Genomic DNA, 17,565 nt, shown 5'->3' with positions numbered 1-17,565 from the left:
CGGTTGCGGTCATCTTAGATTCGGCAGTTGGACGCATCCGATGGTGCTGTGATCGGCGTGCCAGGCAAGGCGCGAGGACGCTGCGGGCTTTGCTGCCCGCAAGGACGAGCAACGCCGCATGGCGCGGCGAGCGCAGTGCCAGTGGGTGCGGTGCGCCTTGACCTCCAGGGTGAGCTTGGGGAAAAGGCAGAAAGTTGTGTATTCATGCGGCTTTCAAGAAGAACTCCAGCGGTCAACTGCTGGACCTAGGGTCATAGGTGGTGGACATGGGCAGCGGCACAATGTGCGGATGGCCAAACGACACCTTTCTACCCAATCCCTCGGCTACGCCCAGGCCGACAAACGCCTTCAAATCCTGCAACTGGTGGGCGCGCACGGCTCGATTTCGCAGGCCGCGCGCACGGCGGGCATCAGCTACAAGGCGGCGTGGCAGGCCATCCACACGCTGACCAATCTGGCGGGTGAGCCGCTGGTGGATTCCAGCGTGGGCGGCAGCGGCGGCGGCGGCGCACGCCTGACCAAGGCGGGCACGCGCTTGCTGGCCGCAGCCGATGAATTGCACGCGGCCCGCAGCGGCGTGTTGGCGCGCGTCAACGGTGCGACCAGCCCGGCACTGACCGGGCCGCGCACCAGCATGCGCAACCACGTGCCGTGCACGGTGGTGCGGCTGGACAGCGCTGGCGCGCGTGATCCAATGGTGCGGGTTTTTTTGGCTACGCCAAGTGGGGATGAGCTGTCGTCATTGATCACACGTGAAAGCGCTGAACTGCTGGGCCTGGCCCCCGGCCTGCCGGTGCTGGCCTTGTGCAAGGCCACCGCTGTGCGCGTGCAGGCGATCGAGGCGATGGAGGTGCAAGAAGGCGGTGCTGGGGCCAACCGCTTGCTGGGAACGGTGCTGCGCTGCGCGCGCGGTGTGCAGCGCGACGAGGTGGTGGTGACCCTGGCTGGCGGCGTGCAACTGGTGGGCTTTGCCGACCGCCCCAACCGTTTGCGCAAGGGCAGCCGGGTGGCGGTATGGATGGACGGCAGCGCGGTGGTGGTGGCGTTGAGCGTATGAGCCGGTGCCGCCATCAAGTGTTAAAAATTCAAGTCAAAATAGTCTTTGGCGCTTGTCAGTAAAGCGTTGAAAGCTATTAACTTGGAAGCAAGCTGGCTTGATTTCAGCTTATACGCTGCGCCATCCAAAAGCCCACGGTGCGGATGCCGGCCCAGGTCAGCAGCAGCGATCCGGCCAGGTGCAGTGCCGCGGTGCTGGCGGCAGGCAGATAGCGCTGGTGCAGCAGCATCTCGACCACCTCAGCGCTGAAGGATGAAAAAGTGGTCAGCGCCCCCAGAAAACCGGTGACGAGCAGCAGCCGCCACACTGGGTCAATATGCGGGTGATGGTGCAGCAGTGCCAATGCCAGACCGATCAGGTAGCCGCCCACCAGATTGGCCGCCAGTGTGCCCCAGGGCAACCAGGCTGCGGTGTGGTTCAGCCACAGGCCAAGCTGCCAGCGCAGCAGTGCGCCGATGCTGGCCCCCAGGCAGATGGCGATGACGGCGTGCATGGCTTAAAGCGTCAAGAGCTGCGCCAGTGGCTTAGAACGGCGGGCCGTCGGCTGGGGCAGCCAAGGGCGCCCCAGCCGTGGTTGGTGCACGAGTGGTGGGCACCTGGTCGGTGACGGCAGTGGTTTCGACCTCGCCGCCCAGCGCATCGATCAGATCGTGGATGAGCGCGCTCAATTCACCCGTGGACAACGCCACGTCGGCGTCAAAGCGGTCATCGCCCTGGGCTGAGGCGCGCTCATCGAACACGCCTTCTTGAAACGCCACTTTCTTGATTTGCAGCGTTTGCGTCAGCATGAAGCCGACGCGGTCTTGCCAGCCCAGCGCCAGCTTGGTGGGCAGCTTGCCTTCGGCCACGTGCTGGCGCACTTCGTCGGTGGCCAGGTCGTGGCGGGTGAACTTGACCACGGCGGGCTGCTCGCCACTGCCTTTGAGTTCGCACTCGCGCTCGATGTGGAAGGCGCTGGGTAATTCGTCTTGCGTTTGCGCCGCCAGCCAGCCGGTCATGGCCGCTTGCGGAGAGCGTGCGGTTTGCAGCAGGCCAATGGCAAAACCTTGCCCCGCCACGCGCACCAGGCTGGTAATGACTTCATCGGCCTTGCCTTGTGCGCCCGCGTCCAGCACCAGCCAGCGTTCTTGCGGGTTGAGCCACGCGGTCAATTCGGTGCGGCGCGGAAAAGCCTGCGGCAGCAGCGCTGTCAAGGCATCGTCGCGCAAATCGCGCCGCTCTTTTTTGCCCGGCTTGCGACCGGTGGTTTGTTCGATGGCCTGTGCGGCTTCATCGACTTTGCGGCGCACGGCGTCGCCGGGCACGGCTTTGGTTTCGATGGCAAAACGGGCGATCCATTGGCCGCCCACCACTTCGACCAGCGCGCCATGCGCCTCGCCACGCGGTGGCACCCAGCCGGTGGACTTTTGCTGCGTAGCGGTACAGGGGGCGAAAGGCTCGGTGGCCAGGGCGGCTTCCAGGTCGCTGGCCGATGCGGGCCAGCCGGGGCCGATGCGGTACAGCATCAGATTTTTGAACACGGGTAGAGGGCTTTCCAGATGAAATGGCCCGCCAACGGTGCGGGCACAGGGTCAAGATGATAGAGCGTGGCCTGCGGCATGCGCGAGGGCTTTGCCCTGTGCGGTTTCAACTATGCTCCAGGTTGTTTTTGATTGAAGGCCGATGGTCACTTGTTGACAGCCCCATCATGATGTTGATATTTTCGCCCCGCTGGCGTACCGGTTGTGCCGCTTTCGCCGCCATGGGTCTGGCCAGTGCGCTGCTGGCCGCTTGCAGCCCCAAGCCGCCACCCAAGCAGGCCGCACTGAAGCTTGAGAGTTGCACCATCAAGCAGGTGGACACCGCTGCCCGTTGCGGACTGTTGCAGGTGCCGCAAGACCATGCCCAACCTGACAGCGGCAAGATGGTGAGCATCCACGTGGCTGTCCTGCCCGCCATGGCGCGCCACGCCGAGCCTGATCCGCTGTACCTGCTGGCCGGCGGCCCTGGTCAGGCCGCGAGCGATTTGGGGGCGCTGGTCAGCGTGCTGCACACGGTGCGCCGCAGCCGCGACATCGTGCTGGTCGATCAGCGTGGCACTGGCCAAAGCAAAACGCTGACCTGTGATTTGCGACCCAGCTTGGACAGCAGCGGCGATGCCGGACGCAAGGTGGATGTCGTGACCCAGATCCTGACTGAAAACGACGCCCAGTCGCTGCAAGACTGGGCGCATTGCATCGCCACCATTGAGGGCAACCCGAAGACGGCGCGCACCGATGACTATGTGGACGATCTGGAATCGGTACGCAAAGCACTGGGGCAGCGCCAGATCAACCTCTGGGGCGGCAGCTATGGCACCCGGGTGGCGCTGCGCTACATGAAGCGCTATCCGGGCAGCATCCGCAGCGCCGTGCTCGACAGCGTGGCACCTACGGCGTGGCGTTTACCGGACGATGCGTTGACCTCGTCTGAGGCCGAGTTGCGGCAGACACTGGCAGCTTGCAGCGTATCGCCAGCTTGTGCGCAAAATCTGCCCGATGCGCTGGCGCAGTTCGATCAGCTGCTCAGCACGCTGCACGCGCAGCCGCGCCGCGTCAGCTTGCGCCACCCGGCCACGGGCCAAACTGTTGAGGGCACCATCAGCCGTCGCAGCGTCATCATGCTGCTGTGGCAACTGCTGTACCGCCCGGACACCGAGCGCCTGATTCCGCAGTTGGTCAAGCAGGCCAACGCGGGTGACTTTGCCCCGCTGCTGTCGCTGGCCGCCAGCGGCCCGCAGGTTGAAAATATTGCGATGGTGCAGCGCTTTGCCGTGATGTGCGCTGAAGACATGCTGGGCCGCACGCCGCCGGTCAATCCGCGCTTTCAGTCGATCACCGACATGTTCTACAGTTTTTGCCAAGACTTCCCGCACGGCACGGTAGAGCCAGAGTTTTATGAGCCCACGCGCAGCCACATCCCAACGCTGCTGCTGTCGGGCGCGCTGGATCCGGTCACGCCACCCGCGCAGGCCGCACTGGCCGCCCAAACCCTCAGCCGCAGCAAGCACTACACGGTGGGCGGCATGGGGCACATCGTGACGCCGCAAGCTTGCGTGCGCAGCATCGTGACGCGCTTTGTGGAAGAAGGTGATATTCCTGCCACCGACGCGGCCTGCACCGAACGCATGGATCTGCCTCGCCCGTTGTTCTACATCTCGGCGCTGGAGGCGCAGCCATGATTCGGGTGGAGTCGATCAGCAAACAATTCACGGTGCGCGAACGCGCCTCGCTGCTGTCGCTACGTGCCCACACGCGGGTTGTGAAGGCGGTGGACGGTGTCAGTTTTGAAGCGCACGATGGCCAGATCACGGGCATCCTGGGGCCGAACGGTGCAGGTAAAACCACCACGCTGCGCATGCTGTCCACCTTGCTGACGCCCGATCAGGGGCGGGTTGAGATTGATGGCGTTGATTTGCTTTCTGGCCGCGCGGAGATACGCCAGCGTCTGGGTGTTTTGGGTGACTCCAAAGGGCTTTACTGGCGGCTGACCGCACGCGAAAACATCGTCTACTTTGCGCGCCTGCATGGGCTGTCGTCACACGACGCTGCGACCCGTGCTGATCGCTTGCTGCACGAGCTGGGCCTGGATGCGCTGGCCGATCGCCCAACCCAGGGTTTTTCGCAAGGCGAGCGGATCAAGGTCGCCATTGGCCGGGCGCTGGTGCATGACCCGCAGACGGTGATGCTGGATGAACCCACCAACGGGCTGGACATCATGTCCACCCGCAGCATGCGCGAGCTGATTTTGCGGCTGAAAACGCAGGGAAAATGCGTGCTGTTTTCCACCCACCTCATGCAGGAAGTGGCCGCGCTGTGCGACCGCATCGTCATCATTGCCCAAGGGCGGGTGGTGTTTTCGGGCACGACGGGCGAGGTGCTGGCGTTGCCCGGTGTGGCCTCTCTGGAAGAGGGTTTTGTCAAGCTGATTGGCAGCGAAGAGGGGTTGTTTGCATGAGCTTGTCGCTGCAACGCCTGGCCACCGTCACACGCAAGGAACTGGTCGATCTGCTGCGCGATCGCAAAAGCATTTTCTGGGCGCTGTTTACCGTGGCCATTTCTGGCCCACTGGTGTTGGCCATCATCTTCTTGGTGGCCCAATCGGTCGTCGACCGGGTCGAACGCACTACCATCCCCATCGTTCACGCGGAAGTCGCCCCCGATTTGTTGCGTTTTCTGGAACGCCGGGGCGTGCGGATTGAGAAGATCGACGATCGCCCTGCCGACTATGAAGCCAAAATCAAAAGTGGCGATCTGGATGCCGTACTGGTGCTGCCCAAAGACTTTGGCGCGCAGATGCAGGCCGGGCGGCAGGTGACCGTGGAGCTGGTGTCGCTGTCCAGCCGCGACCGCTCAGCCCCCATCGTGGCGCGCATCAATCGCGAGGTGCACGCCTATATCGCAGCCATCGGTGCCGAGCGGATGATTTTGCGCGGTATTGCGCCCACGCTGGCGCGTCCGATCACGGTGGCAGATCGTGACCTCGCCACGCCCGAACAGCGTGGTGCCAGGGTGTTGCAGTTGATGAGTTTTTACGCCCTGTTTGCCGGACTGATGGGGGCCATTGCCGCCGCGCTGGATGTCACGGCCGGTGAGCGCGAGCGCCAGACGCTGGAGCCGCTGCTGACCAGCTCGGTCACCGTGCCTGAGCTGGTGCTGGGCAAATGGCTGGCGGTCAGCGGCGTCAACCTGCTGGCCGTCACCGCGTCGATGACCGGTTTCATGATCGCGCTGCAATGGGTGCCGCTGGGCCGCCTGGGGCTGCCGTTCAGTTTTGGCTTGCGCGAGTTTGGGGGCTTCATGGCCGTGCTGGTGCCGTTCGCCTTCATGGTGCCCGCCATCTTGCTGATGTTTGGTGCGGCGGGCAAAACCGCCAAAGAAGCTCAAAGCGCCCTGTCGGTGGGCGTGTCGATGGTGGGGCTGCTGCCGTTGATGAGCGTCTTCCGGCAGGACAAAGCGCCGTGGTGGGACGTTTGGGTGCCGGTCAACGGGCAATATGCGGTGCTGTCCAAAGTGCTGCGCGCTGAACCCGTCAGCGCCCTGAACTGGGCCGCCATGTGGCTGGTGCCTGCGCTGCTGTGTGCGGTGGCGCTGTGTTTTTTTGCCCGCAGGCTGGGGAATGAGCAGATGCTGGCGGGGCGGTAACAAGCCCAGGTACCGGCCCTAACCCAGCCGCTGGCGCACCGCCTCGATGTTGCGGCGCAGACGGTACACCTCGTCGGCGTAGGCGGCGGGCACGGCAATTTGCTGGGCCAGGTGTTCCAGCTCGTCCAGGCCCAGGCGTAACTCGGCCGGGTTGGCGTTGCCCGCCTGCATGCGCACTTCAATATCGCGCAGGCGGCCATACCAGCGGAACACGCGGCGGCGCACGCGGTAGGTGTACAGCGGCGGCACGATGCGCGACAGCGGCAGCAGCAGCACCAGCAAACCGCCCAGCACCAGCCACATGCGGTCCAGCAAATTGCTGGCCCAAAACGGCAGATAGCGCTGCCAGAAGGGTGGCGAGCCGTTGATGGCGCGGTCGCCTTCGGGGCTGACGGGCAGCTCGCTGGTGCGGGTGTTGGGGAAGTCGCGCGCGCGGTTGAACCAGCCTGCGCCGCTGTGCAGCTTTTGCGCGGTTTGGGCGAACAACTGGCGCAGTGCGGGGTGGGTGTCTTCGCGCGTGAGCAAGGCGGTGGTGGGGGCCAGCAAGGTCACGTCCTGTGGCGGCTGGTCGGTGGCCAGATCAATCACGCCCTGGGCCAGCGACACGGTTTGCATGAAAGGAAAGACGCGCGTGTACGCCTCGGCCTGGGTCACGTCCATCAGCGCGATGCTGGGGCTGTGCAGCAGGCGCTGCACCACGGGCGATTCAGGCGCGGTGAGCAGCACCAGCGCGTCGATCTCGCCCGCTTGCAAGGCGGTGGCCGCCGCTTCGGGTGCAAGCTGGCTGAGGGTGATGCTGTCGGCGGCCATGCCATTGGCGTGCAGCAGGCGGCGCATCAAATCGGGCACGCCGCTGCCGGGCTGATTGACGTTGACGCGCAGCCCGCGCAACTGGGTAAAGCGCGTCAGCGGGATGGCGGTGGTGGTCGGATCGGGTGTGTCGAGGACGGTGGCGGTCATGATCGTCACCGGCGGCAGTGTTGAAGGCGCAGGAATAGGGGCAGGGGCGGGCGGCAGGGCCACACCGGAGGCGGCGGGCGTGTCGGTGGCATCCGGTGCATGGCCGGGGTCTGCAGCATCGGCTGAATCGGGTGCGTCGGCCGCTGCGGCAGCACGGGCCGCGCGGGCCAGGGCATCGGCCACGCTGGGCGATGGCACCCAGGTCTCGGCGCTGCCCTGGATGCTGGCCGCTGGAGCAACGTCAGCCGCTGTGGGCACCATTTTGGCCAGCGCACCGGTGCGGTAAAACACCCAAAGCGGCTCATAAAACAAGGCACCCAGCGAGGTGATGCCTGCGTCGTCATCGGCACTGTTGTCGCTGGTGGCTTCGGTCAGGGTGCCGCCGCGCACGAAGGCCACGCCTGCTTGGCCTTCGCGCAGCGCCGCCAGATTGGTGGCCGACCCCTGGGTGGTCAGCAGTTGCACAGTGATGCCGTCTTTGGCCAGCGCAGCGGCGTAGCGCTTGCCAAACTCGGCGTCGGCGCTGCCCGCCGGGCCAGTGGCCAGGGTCACGCTGCGCGGCGGCTGTGGGTCCAGCCACCAGTAGGCGGCCACCAGCAGGCCCACGCCCAGCAGCAGCAAGGGGCTGGCCGAAGCCAGCATGTCGCGCACCGACAGCACCCATAAGCGCAAGGTGTGGTGCAGGCTGCGGTGCAGGCTGAATTTTTGGGATGGTTTGGTGCTCATACGCCCTTGTATCATGCTTTAGACGCTATTAAATCAGAAGCTGATGGGAGCCAGAATTCGCCCAGTTGCATGCCGCGTGCTGCGCGCACCGCGTTGACGCAGGCGCGCTGCACGGCCACCCCGGCCAGGGTGCACAGCACATTGAAGTCCAGCGCTGCCGCCTGGTCGGTGGCCTGCCCCGTGCTCAGGGCAAACAAGGTGTCGCCATCGCTCATGGTGTGCACCGGGCGAATGGCGCGCGCCAGGCCGTCGTGTCCCGCGCCGGCCAGCCGCTGGGCCTGCGCCTTGGTCAGCGGCGCATTAGTGGCAACCACGCCAATGGTGGTGTTGCTGCCGGACAGGATGGACAGTGGCGATTCGCCCGCCAGTAAGGCCGCCACACTGCCGCGCAGGTGCTGCCCATCGGCGGTGCGCGCGCCTGCGATGGGCGTGCCGCTGTCGGGGTCAACCACGTCGCCCAGCGCGTTGACGGCGATCAGTGCACCCACGGTCACGCGTCGTCGTCCCGCCTCGTCCCCCACGCTGACCGAGGCGCTGCCAACGCCGCCTTTCATGGCATAAGGCGCGCCAAACAGCTTACCCACCGTGGCCCCCGCGCCTGCGCCCACATTGCCCTGCGCCACCGGCTGGGTGGATGCGGCCTGACACGCGGCGTAGCCTGCCGCAGCATCAGGGCGGATGCGTGCATCGCCCAGGAACAGATCGAACAGCACCGCTGCGGGCACGATGGGCACCACCAGCCCCGGTGCCGTTCCCAGGGGTAGCCCGATACCTTGCTGTTCCAGCCAGCGCATGACGCCGCCTGCGGCGTCCAGCCCCCAGGCACTGCCGCCGGTCAGCAGCACGGCGTGCACCACGTCGACGGCGTTGGCTGGGTTGAGTAAATCGGTTTCGCGCGTACCCGGTGCTGCGCCGCGCACATCGACACCACCTACCGCACCGCTGCGCGCGATGACGACCGAGCAACCCGTGGGTCGCTCGGCCAGGGTGTGTTGGCCGACTTCGATACCTTGCACGTCGGTCAGGCTGCCGGGATACAAAAGGGTTTCAATTGATGGCGTGTGCATCACCGGATTATGTGGATAAACCAGCGGCCCAGCCCGCCCGCATCAGCCGTTTATCAACTGTTTGTCAGCCGCTGGTGGCTGCGCGCAGGCTGGCCTCTACTGCGGCGGCGGCGGCCAGTGGTTTTTCCATCGGAAACAGGTGTGTGCCCTCGATCATCATCACCCGCCCTTTGGCCATGCGGCGGATGCTGTCTGGCCCGCCCGCCTGCCGCAGCTCGGTCGATTGCAGTCCGCCGATGAAGGCCATCGGGCATTTCAGCGGCTGCTGGCGCAACAGTTGCGTGATGCGGTGGGGAAAGCTGTCGTAGATGCTGGATTCCACCTCGGGGTCGAACGCCAGCCGCCATCGGCCATCGGCGTCGATGGTGCCGTGGTCCACATAGTCGTGCAGCACCTGGGCGTCCCAGGTGGAAAACACCTTCTTGCTGCGAAAGTAGGCGAACACGGCTTCGCGGTCTTCCCAGTCGTTGCGGCGGCGGCGGCTGATCTGGCTGGGCGACAGGCGCTGCATCAGCTTGGGCGAGCGCTTGGCCAGGCCAAACCCATGTGCGCGCCAGCCGCCCACGATGGGCGAATCCAGCACCACCACGCCGCTGGCCAGGTCGGGGTGCTGGGCCGCGCACAACAGGCTGAGAATGCCGCCCAGCGAATGCCCCACCAGCCAAGGCGGCGGCCCGCCATCGGCGCAGTGGCTGCGGGCAAAGTCGGCCAACTGGCGCACCAGATGCGGCCAGTTGTCGGTGACGGGGTAGTCAGGATGGTGGCCGTATTTTTCAATCGCATGTACCGCAAAGCCGCGCGCACGCAGGCTGTCGAGCATGACGCGGTAAGTGCTGGCGGGAAAACTGTTGCCGTGGGAAAAAAGCAGGGTGGTCATGGGGTGCGCTTATGCAAGGGGTTGATGGTTCAGAGGCCCGCGCCGGCCGGTGTGGTGACGGCCAGTTCGGGCACTGCGGCCAGCAAGGTGCGGGTGTAGGCGGTTTGTGGTGCGCGCAGCACTTCGCGCACCGGGCCGTGTTCGACGATGCGCCCGCCTTGCATTACCGCCACGTCGGCGCACAGGTGGCTGACCACCGCCAGGTCGTGGCTGATGAACAAGAAGGTGACGCCGTGCGTATCGCGCAAGTCGGCCATCAGGTTCAGCACCTGGGCTTGCACCGACACGTCCAGCGCGCTGACGGCCTCGTCGGCCACGATCAGTTTGGGCCGGGTGATGAGGGCGCGCGCAATGGCAATGCGCTGGCGCTGGCCGCCGGAAAACTGGTGCGGATATTTGTCCAGCGTGTCAGCACCCAGGCCCACGGCGTGCAGCATGGCGGCGGCGCGCTCGCGCTGCTTGGCGCGGGGTGAGCCTTCCAGCGTGGCGGCAGGCTCGGCCACGGTGCGCCAGATACGGCGGCGCGGATCGAGCGAGCTGTAAGGGTCTTGAAACACCATTTGAAAATGGCACCGCGCGGTGCGCAACGCAGCCGGTGTGAGCGCGTTCAGGTCGCGCCCATCGAAAAACACCTGCCCGTGCGTGGGCCGCTCCAGCGCCATCGCCAGTCGTGCGAGCGTGCTTTTGCCAGAGCCTGATTCGCCCACCACGCCCAAACTGCGCCCGGCGGTGACTTGCAGCGATACGTCGCGCAGCGCTTGCACCTCGGGCGGCGCACGCCACAGCGATTGGCGCGGCATGCGGTAACTTTGTCGCACATCGCGCAGCTCAAGCAAAAACGGGCTTTGATGCTGACTCATCCAGCGACTCCAGCTACTCTTGTTGTAGCGTTCGTGGCTATTTTTGTGACGACTTCTGGGCGGTGGCAGCAGAAAACGTGCTGGGCTGATACGGGGACGCTGGGCGGAGCCTGGGTGGTGCAGACGGCATCTGTGAAAGCGCAGCGCCCGGCGAATGGGCAGCCGGGTGGCAGCGCAAACAGTTCAGGCACGCTGCCCGCAATGGTGGGCAGGCGTTCGCTGCGGTGCGCCAGCAGCCGGTGTGCCAGACTGGGGCGGGCGGCCAGCAGTCCGCGCGTGTAAGGATGGGCCGGGCGGGCAAATACCTGCACTGCTGGGCCGTGCTCGACCACCATGCCGCCGTACATCACCATCAGGCGCTGCACGTTCTGCGCCACCAGGCCCAGATCGTGCGAGATCAGCAGCAGTGCCATGCCACGCTCGGCCACCAGCTCGCGGATCAGCGCCAGCACCTGCTGCTGCACGGTAGCATCCAAAGCGGTGGTGGGTTCGTCGGCCACCAGCACATCGGGCGCACCCGCCAACGCCATGGCGATCATGATGCGCTGGCGCTGCCCGCCTGAGAACTGGTGCGGAAAGTGGTCTGCGCGCTGTGCGGCATCTGCAATGCCCACGCGCTCCAGCAGCGCCACAGCCTGCGCGTGCGCAGTGCGGGCGCTCAGGCGCTGATGCAGGCGCAGCGGCTCGGCCACCTGCACGCCCACCCGGTGCACGGGGTTCAGGGCGGTCATCGGCTCTTGAAAGATCATCGCTATGCGCGCGCCGCGAATGCGCCGCCAGTCGCGCTCGGGCAGGTCCAGCAGTTGGTGCCCGTCCAGCAGCAGGCTGCCGCTGACGCGGGCGTTGTCCGGTGCCAAGCCCATCAGCGCCAGCGCCGTCAGCGATTTGCCGCAGCCCGATTCGCCAATCAGCCCCAGTGTGTCGCCGCGCTCCAGCGCAAAGCCGACATCGCGCACCGCCGTGGCCGTGCCGCGGTGGGTGTGCAAGTCGACGCGCAGGTGGCGGGCTTCGAGCAGGGGCATGTCAGGCTTCCAGCACCGGTTGCAGGCGGCGGCGCAGGCCCTCACTCCAGCCCTCTCCCGCAGGTGGGAGAGGGGGCAAGAGCGGCCACCGCCCAGCGTGCGCTGCCCCCTCTCCCCTCGGGGAGAGGGTTGGGGTGAGGGCCGACGGCGGATTGGTTACACGCAGCGGCGTCATGTCATCCTCGGCGGGTCAACCTCGGGTCCAACACGTCCCGCAGCCCATCGCCCAGCAAATTCAGCCCCAGCACTGCAAGCGCAATGGCCATGCCTGGCCACACGGCCAGCAAGGGTGCGTCGTACATCAGCGTTTGTGCTTCGGCCAGCATGCGGCCCCAACTGGGTTGCGGCGATTGCGTGCCCAGGCCCAGGTAGGACAGCGCCGCCTCGGCCAGAATCGCCACTGCAAAGCGGATGGTGCCCTGCACGATCAGCACCGCCGAGATGTTGGGCAGCACGTGCTGCATCGTGATGGCCCAGGCGTTTTTGCCGCAGGCACGGGCGGCCAGCACGTAGTCGCGTGCCCACACGGCCTTGGCGGCAGCGCGGGTGATGCGCGCAAACGCCGGGATGTTGTAAATGCCAATGGCGATGATGGCGTTGACCATGCCTGGCCCGTACACGGCGGTGAGCATGATGGCCGACAAAATGGCCGGGAAGGCAAAGCCAAAGTCGGCCATGCGCATGATCAGCTCTTCCACCCAGCCGCGTCTGGCTGCCGCCAGCAGCCCCAGTGCGGCACCAATGGCCAGGCCAATGCCGACCGCAATCACCCCCACTTGAATCGACGCACGCGCACCCACCAACAGCAGCGACAGCACATCGCGCCCATAGGCGTCCGTGCCCAGCCAGTGCGCAGCCGATGGCGGCAGCAATTTGGCGTCCATGTTCACGCCGGCCACGGGATAAGGCACCCACAACCAGGACAGGGCCGCTGCGGCCAGCAACAGGCATGTCAACACACCGCCAGCCACAAAGCCCGGGTGCCCAAGCGCGCGTTGCCAGAAGCCGGGCGCAGCGCTGAATGAGGCACCAGACGCCATGGGTGCGGCAGGCCAGGCGTTCACGTCAGAGGGCTTGCTGGTCATGGCCAGAATGAATGATTAAAAATGCTTCAAGCCCAATGTGAACAAGCGTGAAATGCTATTGAAACCATAGTTTTCTTGGGTTGCAATGGCGACCAAAGACTGGGGGCGTGCTGGACGTGCATGGATGCGACATCGTTACCTCAACCCTCTGCCTGGAGAGGAGAGGGCGTCGAAAGGCTGCGAAGCAGGCCATGCCAGTAACCGCCGTGGCCGGGGTTCCCCTGGCCACCAGCGGTGTCCCCCCGCCCGAAGAGAGCGGGGGGAAGGCGCGTCAGCGACTCAGGGGGGAGCGCATTCACCGCGGCGCCATGCGCAGCGCCCCATCCAGCCGAATGACCTCGCCGTTCATGTGGCCGTTGGTCACGATCTGGCAGGCCAGATCGGCAAACTCTTCGGGCTTGCCCAGGCGCTGGGGGAAAGGAATGCCGCGCGCCAGCGCTTCCTGGATGTTGTCGGGCAGGGTTTTCATCAGCGGTGTGGCGAACAGGCCGGGGGCGATGGTGCATACGCGAATGCCGTGTTGCGCCAGATCGCGCGCCATCGGCAGCGTCATGCCGACCACGCCGCCCTTGCTGGCGCTGTACGCCTGTTGGCCCACCTGACCGTCGAAGGCGGCCACGCTGGCGGTGAACACCATGGCCCCGCGCTCGCCGTCTTCCATGGGCTCCAGCTTGGCACAGGCGGCGGCGAACAGGCGCGCCACGTTGTAGGTGCCGATCAGGTTGATGTTGACGATTTTGGCGAAGTCTTCCAGCGGCGCGGCGCTGCCGTCTTTGCCCACGATGCGCTTGGCACCGCCCACCCCGGCAATTTGCATCAGAATGCGCGCCGGGCCGTGCGCGGCGGCAGCCTGATCGATCGCCGCCTGCATGCTGTCGCCGCTGGTTACATCGGCTTGAATGGCCAATCCACCGATCTCGGACGCCACTTTTTGGGCGTTGTCCAGGTTCACATCCAGCACGGTGACCTTGGCTCCCAGCCGTGCCAGCGTGCGCGCCGTGGCTTCACCCAGGCCCGAGCCGCCGCCAGTGACCAGCGCTGATTGTCCTTTGATTTGCATGATGTTTGCTCCTGTATTGATAGCTGTAAGCGCCAGTGTGGAAAGCGCCGAGTGTCGATTTTATTCAAACATTTGCGCCCCATTGGCAGGGGCGGATGCTGCCCCTCACCCCAGCCCTCTTCCCGAGGGGAGAGGGAGTCCAACGGTTGCGGAGCAAGCCAAATCCAGCGGCCGCCGTGGCCGGGCTTGTACCGGCCACCAGCGGTGCCCCCTCGCGCAGCAAGAGGGGGAAGCGGCGTCAGCCGCTCAGGGGGTGTTTTCTAGTAACAACGCAATCCCCTGTCCTCCACCTACGCAGGCCGAGCTGATGCCGTAGCGCACGCCCGCGCGCTGCATCTCGCGCGCCACGGTCACCGTCAGGCGCACGCCGGTGGTGGCCAGTGGATGACCCAACGCGATGGCACCACCGTTAACGTTGAGCTTGTCCATGTTCAGCCCCAGCTCTTTGCCTACGGCCAGGGTTTGCGCGCCTTGGGCTTCGTTGATTTCAAAGCGGTCAATGTCATCCAGCTTCAGGCCTGTGCGCTCCAGCAGCAGGCGGATGGCCGGGGCCGGGCCGATGCCCATGATTTCGGGCGGCACGCCTACGGCGGCGGCGGCCACCACGCGCGCCAGCGGTTTTTTGCCCCAGGTTTTGGCGTATGCGCCAGAGGCAACCACTGCCGCCGCAGCGGCGTCGACCAGCGCCGATGAATTGCCGCCGGTTTGCACGCCGCCTTCAAACACGGGGTTCAGCTTGGCCAGCACTTCATACGATGAGGGGCGCGGGTGCGTGTCTTGCGCCACTTCGGTGACTTTGCGCCCCAGTTTGATGCCGCGCGTTTGGTAGCCTTCCAGCTCAAACTTTTCGCTGACCACGGGCACGATTTCACCCGCCAGAAAGCCGCTTTGCTGCGCCGCCAGCGCGCGTGCAAACGATTCGGTGGCAAAGGCATCGACCTGCTCTCGTGTGATGCCGTATTTTTTGGCCAGGTTTTCGGCCGTCTGGATCATGTTGATGCCCGCAGCCGGGTCTTTCAGCGCCTCCCACATGTAATCTTTAAAGCCCACTGGCGCGCCCAGCTTGAAACCAGTGCGGTGGTCAAACGCAGCAATGGGGTTGCGCGTCATGCTTTCGGTGCCGACCACCAGGGCGGTGTCGCAGGTGCCTGCTTCAATTTGCTCGCCTGCCTGGCGAAACAGCTCAAAACCGGTGCCGCAAATACGCTGCACCATGATGGCAGGCACTTCTTGCGCTACACCGGCATACAGGCCGATGTGGCGCGGCAAAAAGAACTGGAAGAAGTCACCCGGTGCCATGTTGCCGTTGATGACCGAGCCGATGTCGCTGGCCGCCACGCCGCTGCGTTTGAGGATTTCGCGTGCGGCCTTGATGCCCAGATCGGTGGGCGAGATGTGGCCTAAAGCGCCGCAGTAATCCACCATCGGGGTGCGCACGCCGTCCAGCATCCACACGTCTTTGAAGGCGTTGAAAAATCCTTTGCGGGTCATGATTGGGGTCCTTTTAATGCTGAAGTTTTTGGGGCAGCGCGATCAGGTGCCTGCGAATATTCTGAGTTTGCGCCGCAGGGGTTTTTCAAGCGGCTGCGAGGGCACTGCTGGGGAAAGAAAGGCGCGCGCAGTGCGACTCAGGAGTGGCGTGATGACGGTTTGATGATGTGATGGCCTGGCGTTTCGTCGTACAAGGCCGTGACCAGATGCTGGCGGTGCGTCAGCACGGCGCGCTGGTTGATGCTGCCCTTGTCGGTGACTTCGCCCAGATCGATCGAGGGCGGATCGGCCAGCAGCATCAGGCGTGCTACGCGGTTGGCGCTGCCGGTGGCTGTTTGTGCCAAGTCGGTCACCATGCGCTGAAACGGCCCCAGCACGGCGGGGTGCGCCAGCACCTCGGTCATGGGCGCGCTGGCGGGCAGGTCACACAGGTTGCGCACGGCTGCTGGAGTGGGGAAGACCAGCGCGCCCACTTCGTGCTGGTTCAGTCCTGTGACCACCACGTCTTGCACATAGGGCGCACCAGCGGCAATGATGCGCCCGCGCAGCGGCCCCACGTTAACGAAGGTGCCGGTGGCGAGTTTGAAGTCTTCGGCAATGCGGCCATCGAAGCGCAGGCCCTGGTGGATGTTTTGCGGGTCAATCCAGGCCACGGCGTCGCCAGTGCAGAAAAAACCCTCTTCGTCAAACGCCTCGGCCGTGGTGTGGGTGCTGCGCCAGTAGCCAGGGGTGATGTTGGGGCCGCGGTAGCGGATTTCCAGCTTGTCGTCGATGGGCATCAGCTTCAGCTCCAGCCCCGGCGTGGGCAGGCCCAGATCGCCCGCTTGCACGTTGGGGCTGGTGACGAACAGGCCGTAGGGGCTGGATTCGGTCATGCCCAAGCCACTGGTCATGACGATGCGTTGGCCAATCTCTTGCTCGGCGCTGGCAAACAGACTGTCCCACACGGGCTGGGCCAGCGATGCGCCAGCGTAGAAAAACATCTTGACGCGCGAGAACAGGTTTTGGCGCAGCGCGCGGCCTTCTTCGGTGGGGGCGTTCATGGCCTCGGCAATGGCTTCAAAACCGGTGGGCACGTTGAAGTACAGCGTGGGGGCCACTTCGCGCAGGTTGCGCAGGGTTTCGCCAATCAGCGCCGGGGTGGGTTTGCCTTCGTCGATGTGCAGCGTGCCGCCGTTGTGCAGCACCAGCCCAAAGTTGTGGTTGCCGCCGAAGGTGTGGTTCCAGGGCAGCCAGTCGACCAGCACGGGTGGCTCTTCGGCCAGGATGGGCATGGACTGGCGCATCTGCTGCTGGTTGGCGCACCACATGCGGTGGGTGTTGATGACGGCCTTGGGTTGCTTGGTGGAGCCGCTGGTGAACAGAAATTTGACAATGGTGTCTGGCCCGGTGGCGGCTTGGGCGGCGTCCGCAGCCGGTGTTGCTTGGGTTGACAGCAATTGTGCCAAGGGGGTGGCCGGGCGGCCTTGCAAGCTGGGGTGGTCGGCGTTGGCCGAGAGCATCACTTCAGCATCGGCCGGTGCCGCGGCTGCGATGGCCGCGCCAAAGCGTGCGCCGTCGTCGGCAAACACCAGGCCGGGGGTGATGGTGTTGATGACGTGGCGCAGCTTGCCAAAGTCTTGGCTGACGGTGGAATAGGCGGGCGAAGCGGGCGAGTAAGGCACGCCGACCCACATGCAGCCCAGGGCGATCAGCGCGTGGTCGATGCTGTTGCCGCTGAGTACCAGCACGGGCCGCTCGGGCGACAGGCCACGGTCGATCAAGCCCTGGCCAATGCGGCGTGCCGCGTCCAGCGCCTGGGTGTAGCTGATGCGTTGCCAGTCGCCGGTGCTGCCATCGGCTTGGCGCAGGCGCTGGGCGATGAAGGTGGTATGGGGCGTGTGTTGCGCCCAGTGCAGCAGGCGGTCGGACATGCGCTGGGCGTAGTTTTGCAGTGCCTGATCGGCCATCACGTAGTGCGCACCGTCAGGACCTTGACGCACGGTGGCGCGGGTGACGCCAAAAGCCAGTGGCCGGTAGGTTGGGGGATCGGATGGGGCCGCAGGCGTGGCCTGTGCACTGTGTGCGCTGCTCATAGTGAAGCGGCGCGACATATTCGGGGGGTTTTGAGTGAGATATTCGATTGCAAAAGATGTTTCGCTGGCGGCAAAAGAATTGCAGCGATAGTAATCGCGGCGCAAAAAAAGGGGCCGGTTGGC

The 17,565-nt window shown here is 65.2% G+C and carries 15 protein-coding genes; 4 read left to right on the top strand and 11 right to left on the bottom strand.

All coding sequences use genetic code 11. The annotated features are described in order from the left end of the window. Positions 1–289: 289 nt before the first annotated feature. Positions 290–1,057 carry a TOBE domain-containing protein gene (locus tag ACK5NW_RS04950; RefSeq protein WP_416925657.1) on the top strand — a complete coding sequence of 256 codons (768 nt, stop codon included), beginning with the start codon at positions 290–292 and terminating at the stop codon, positions 1,055–1,057. Between the two features lie 103 nt (positions 1,058–1,160). Here ACK5NW_RS04950 and crcB read toward each other — a convergent pair whose 3' ends face one another. Both crcB and ACK5NW_RS04940 read right to left on the bottom strand, forming a co-directional pair. Beyond that, a complete protein-coding gene (crcB, locus tag ACK5NW_RS04945; RefSeq protein WP_416925655.1) occupies positions 1,161–1,550 on the bottom strand; it encodes a fluoride efflux transporter CrcB in 390 nt (129 codons plus the stop codon). A gap of 31 nt (positions 1,551–1,581) precedes the next feature. Next, positions 1,582–2,577, bottom strand: a complete 996-nt coding sequence (locus ACK5NW_RS04940; protein WP_416925653.1) for a recombination-associated protein RdgC — start codon at positions 2,575–2,577, stop codon at positions 1,582–1,584. Positions 2,578–2,744: 167 nt separating this feature from the next. On the opposite strand from ACK5NW_RS04940, the gene ACK5NW_RS04935 reads away from it, so the two are divergent. Genes ACK5NW_RS04935 through ACK5NW_RS04925 form a run of 3 tightly spaced genes read left to right on the top strand, consistent with a single transcriptional unit; the run spans position 2,745 to position 6,219 of the window. After that, positions 2,745–4,256, top strand: coding sequence for an alpha/beta fold hydrolase (locus ACK5NW_RS04935; protein WP_416925651.1), 1,512 nt, complete (start codon positions 2,745–2,747; stop codon positions 4,254–4,256). After that, positions 4,253–5,032: an ATP-binding cassette domain-containing protein gene (locus ACK5NW_RS04930; protein WP_416925649.1), complete on the top strand. Its 780-nt coding sequence runs from the start codon at positions 4,253–4,255 to the stop codon at positions 5,030–5,032. The genes ACK5NW_RS04935 and ACK5NW_RS04930 overlap by 4 nt, the downstream gene beginning before the upstream one ends. Next, positions 5,029–6,219, top strand: coding sequence for an ABC transporter permease (locus ACK5NW_RS04925; protein ID WP_416925647.1), 1,191 nt, complete (start codon positions 5,029–5,031; stop codon positions 6,217–6,219). The genes ACK5NW_RS04930 and ACK5NW_RS04925 overlap by 4 nt, the downstream gene beginning before the upstream one ends. Before the next feature lie 18 nt (positions 6,220–6,237). On the opposite strand, the gene ACK5NW_RS04920 is transcribed toward ACK5NW_RS04925, so the two are convergent. The 9 genes from ACK5NW_RS04920 to ACK5NW_RS04880 all read right to left on the bottom strand — a co-directional run bounded on the left by ACK5NW_RS04920 (position 6,238) and on the right by ACK5NW_RS04880 (position 17,442). Beyond that, positions 6,238–7,905, bottom strand: coding sequence for a TAXI family TRAP transporter solute-binding subunit (locus ACK5NW_RS04920; RefSeq protein ID WP_416925645.1), 1,668 nt, complete (start codon positions 7,903–7,905; stop codon positions 6,238–6,240). Between the two features lie 11 nt (positions 7,906–7,916). After that, positions 7,917–8,972, bottom strand: coding sequence for a P1 family peptidase (locus ACK5NW_RS04915; RefSeq protein WP_416925643.1), 1,056 nt, complete (start codon positions 8,970–8,972; stop codon positions 7,917–7,919). A 64-nt stretch (positions 8,973–9,036) separates the two neighbouring features. Then, positions 9,037–9,849, bottom strand: a complete 813-nt coding sequence (locus ACK5NW_RS04910; RefSeq protein ID WP_416925641.1) for an alpha/beta fold hydrolase — start codon at positions 9,847–9,849, stop codon at positions 9,037–9,039. A gap of 29 nt (positions 9,850–9,878) precedes the next feature. Next, on the bottom strand, positions 9,879–10,709 hold the full coding sequence (locus ACK5NW_RS04905) for an ATP-binding cassette domain-containing protein (RefSeq protein ID WP_416925639.1): 831 nt from the start codon (positions 10,707–10,709) through the stop codon (positions 9,879–9,881). Further along, complete coding sequence (locus ACK5NW_RS04900; protein WP_416925637.1) at positions 10,706–11,731, bottom strand: ABC transporter ATP-binding protein; 1,026 nt, start codon at positions 11,729–11,731, stop codon at positions 10,706–10,708. The genes ACK5NW_RS04905 and ACK5NW_RS04900 overlap by 4 nt, the downstream gene beginning before the upstream one ends. 176 nt (positions 11,732–11,907) lie before the next feature. Next, positions 11,908–12,771, bottom strand: coding sequence for an ABC transporter permease (locus ACK5NW_RS04895; RefSeq protein ID WP_416925659.1), 864 nt, complete (start codon positions 12,769–12,771; stop codon positions 11,908–11,910). Positions 12,772–13,111: 340 nt separating this feature from the next. Further along, complete coding sequence (locus ACK5NW_RS04890; protein WP_416925635.1) at positions 13,112–13,876, bottom strand: SDR family NAD(P)-dependent oxidoreductase; 765 nt, start codon at positions 13,874–13,876, stop codon at positions 13,112–13,114. A gap of 246 nt (positions 13,877–14,122) precedes the next feature. Beyond that, on the bottom strand, positions 14,123–15,367 hold the full coding sequence (locus tag ACK5NW_RS04885) for a thiolase family protein (protein ID WP_416925633.1): 1,245 nt from the start codon (positions 15,365–15,367) through the stop codon (positions 14,123–14,125). A 137-nt stretch (positions 15,368–15,504) separates the two neighbouring features. Next, positions 15,505–17,442: a feruloyl-CoA synthase gene (locus tag ACK5NW_RS04880; RefSeq protein WP_416925631.1), complete on the bottom strand. Its 1,938-nt coding sequence runs from the start codon at positions 17,440–17,442 to the stop codon at positions 15,505–15,507. Positions 17,443–17,565: the final 123 nt, after the last annotated feature.

This window comes from Ottowia sp. (genome assembly GCF_047975795.1).
Classification (GTDB): Bacteria; Pseudomonadota; Gammaproteobacteria; order Burkholderiales; family Burkholderiaceae_C; genus Ottowia.
This window is presented reverse-complemented; position numbering and strand designations above follow the sequence as displayed.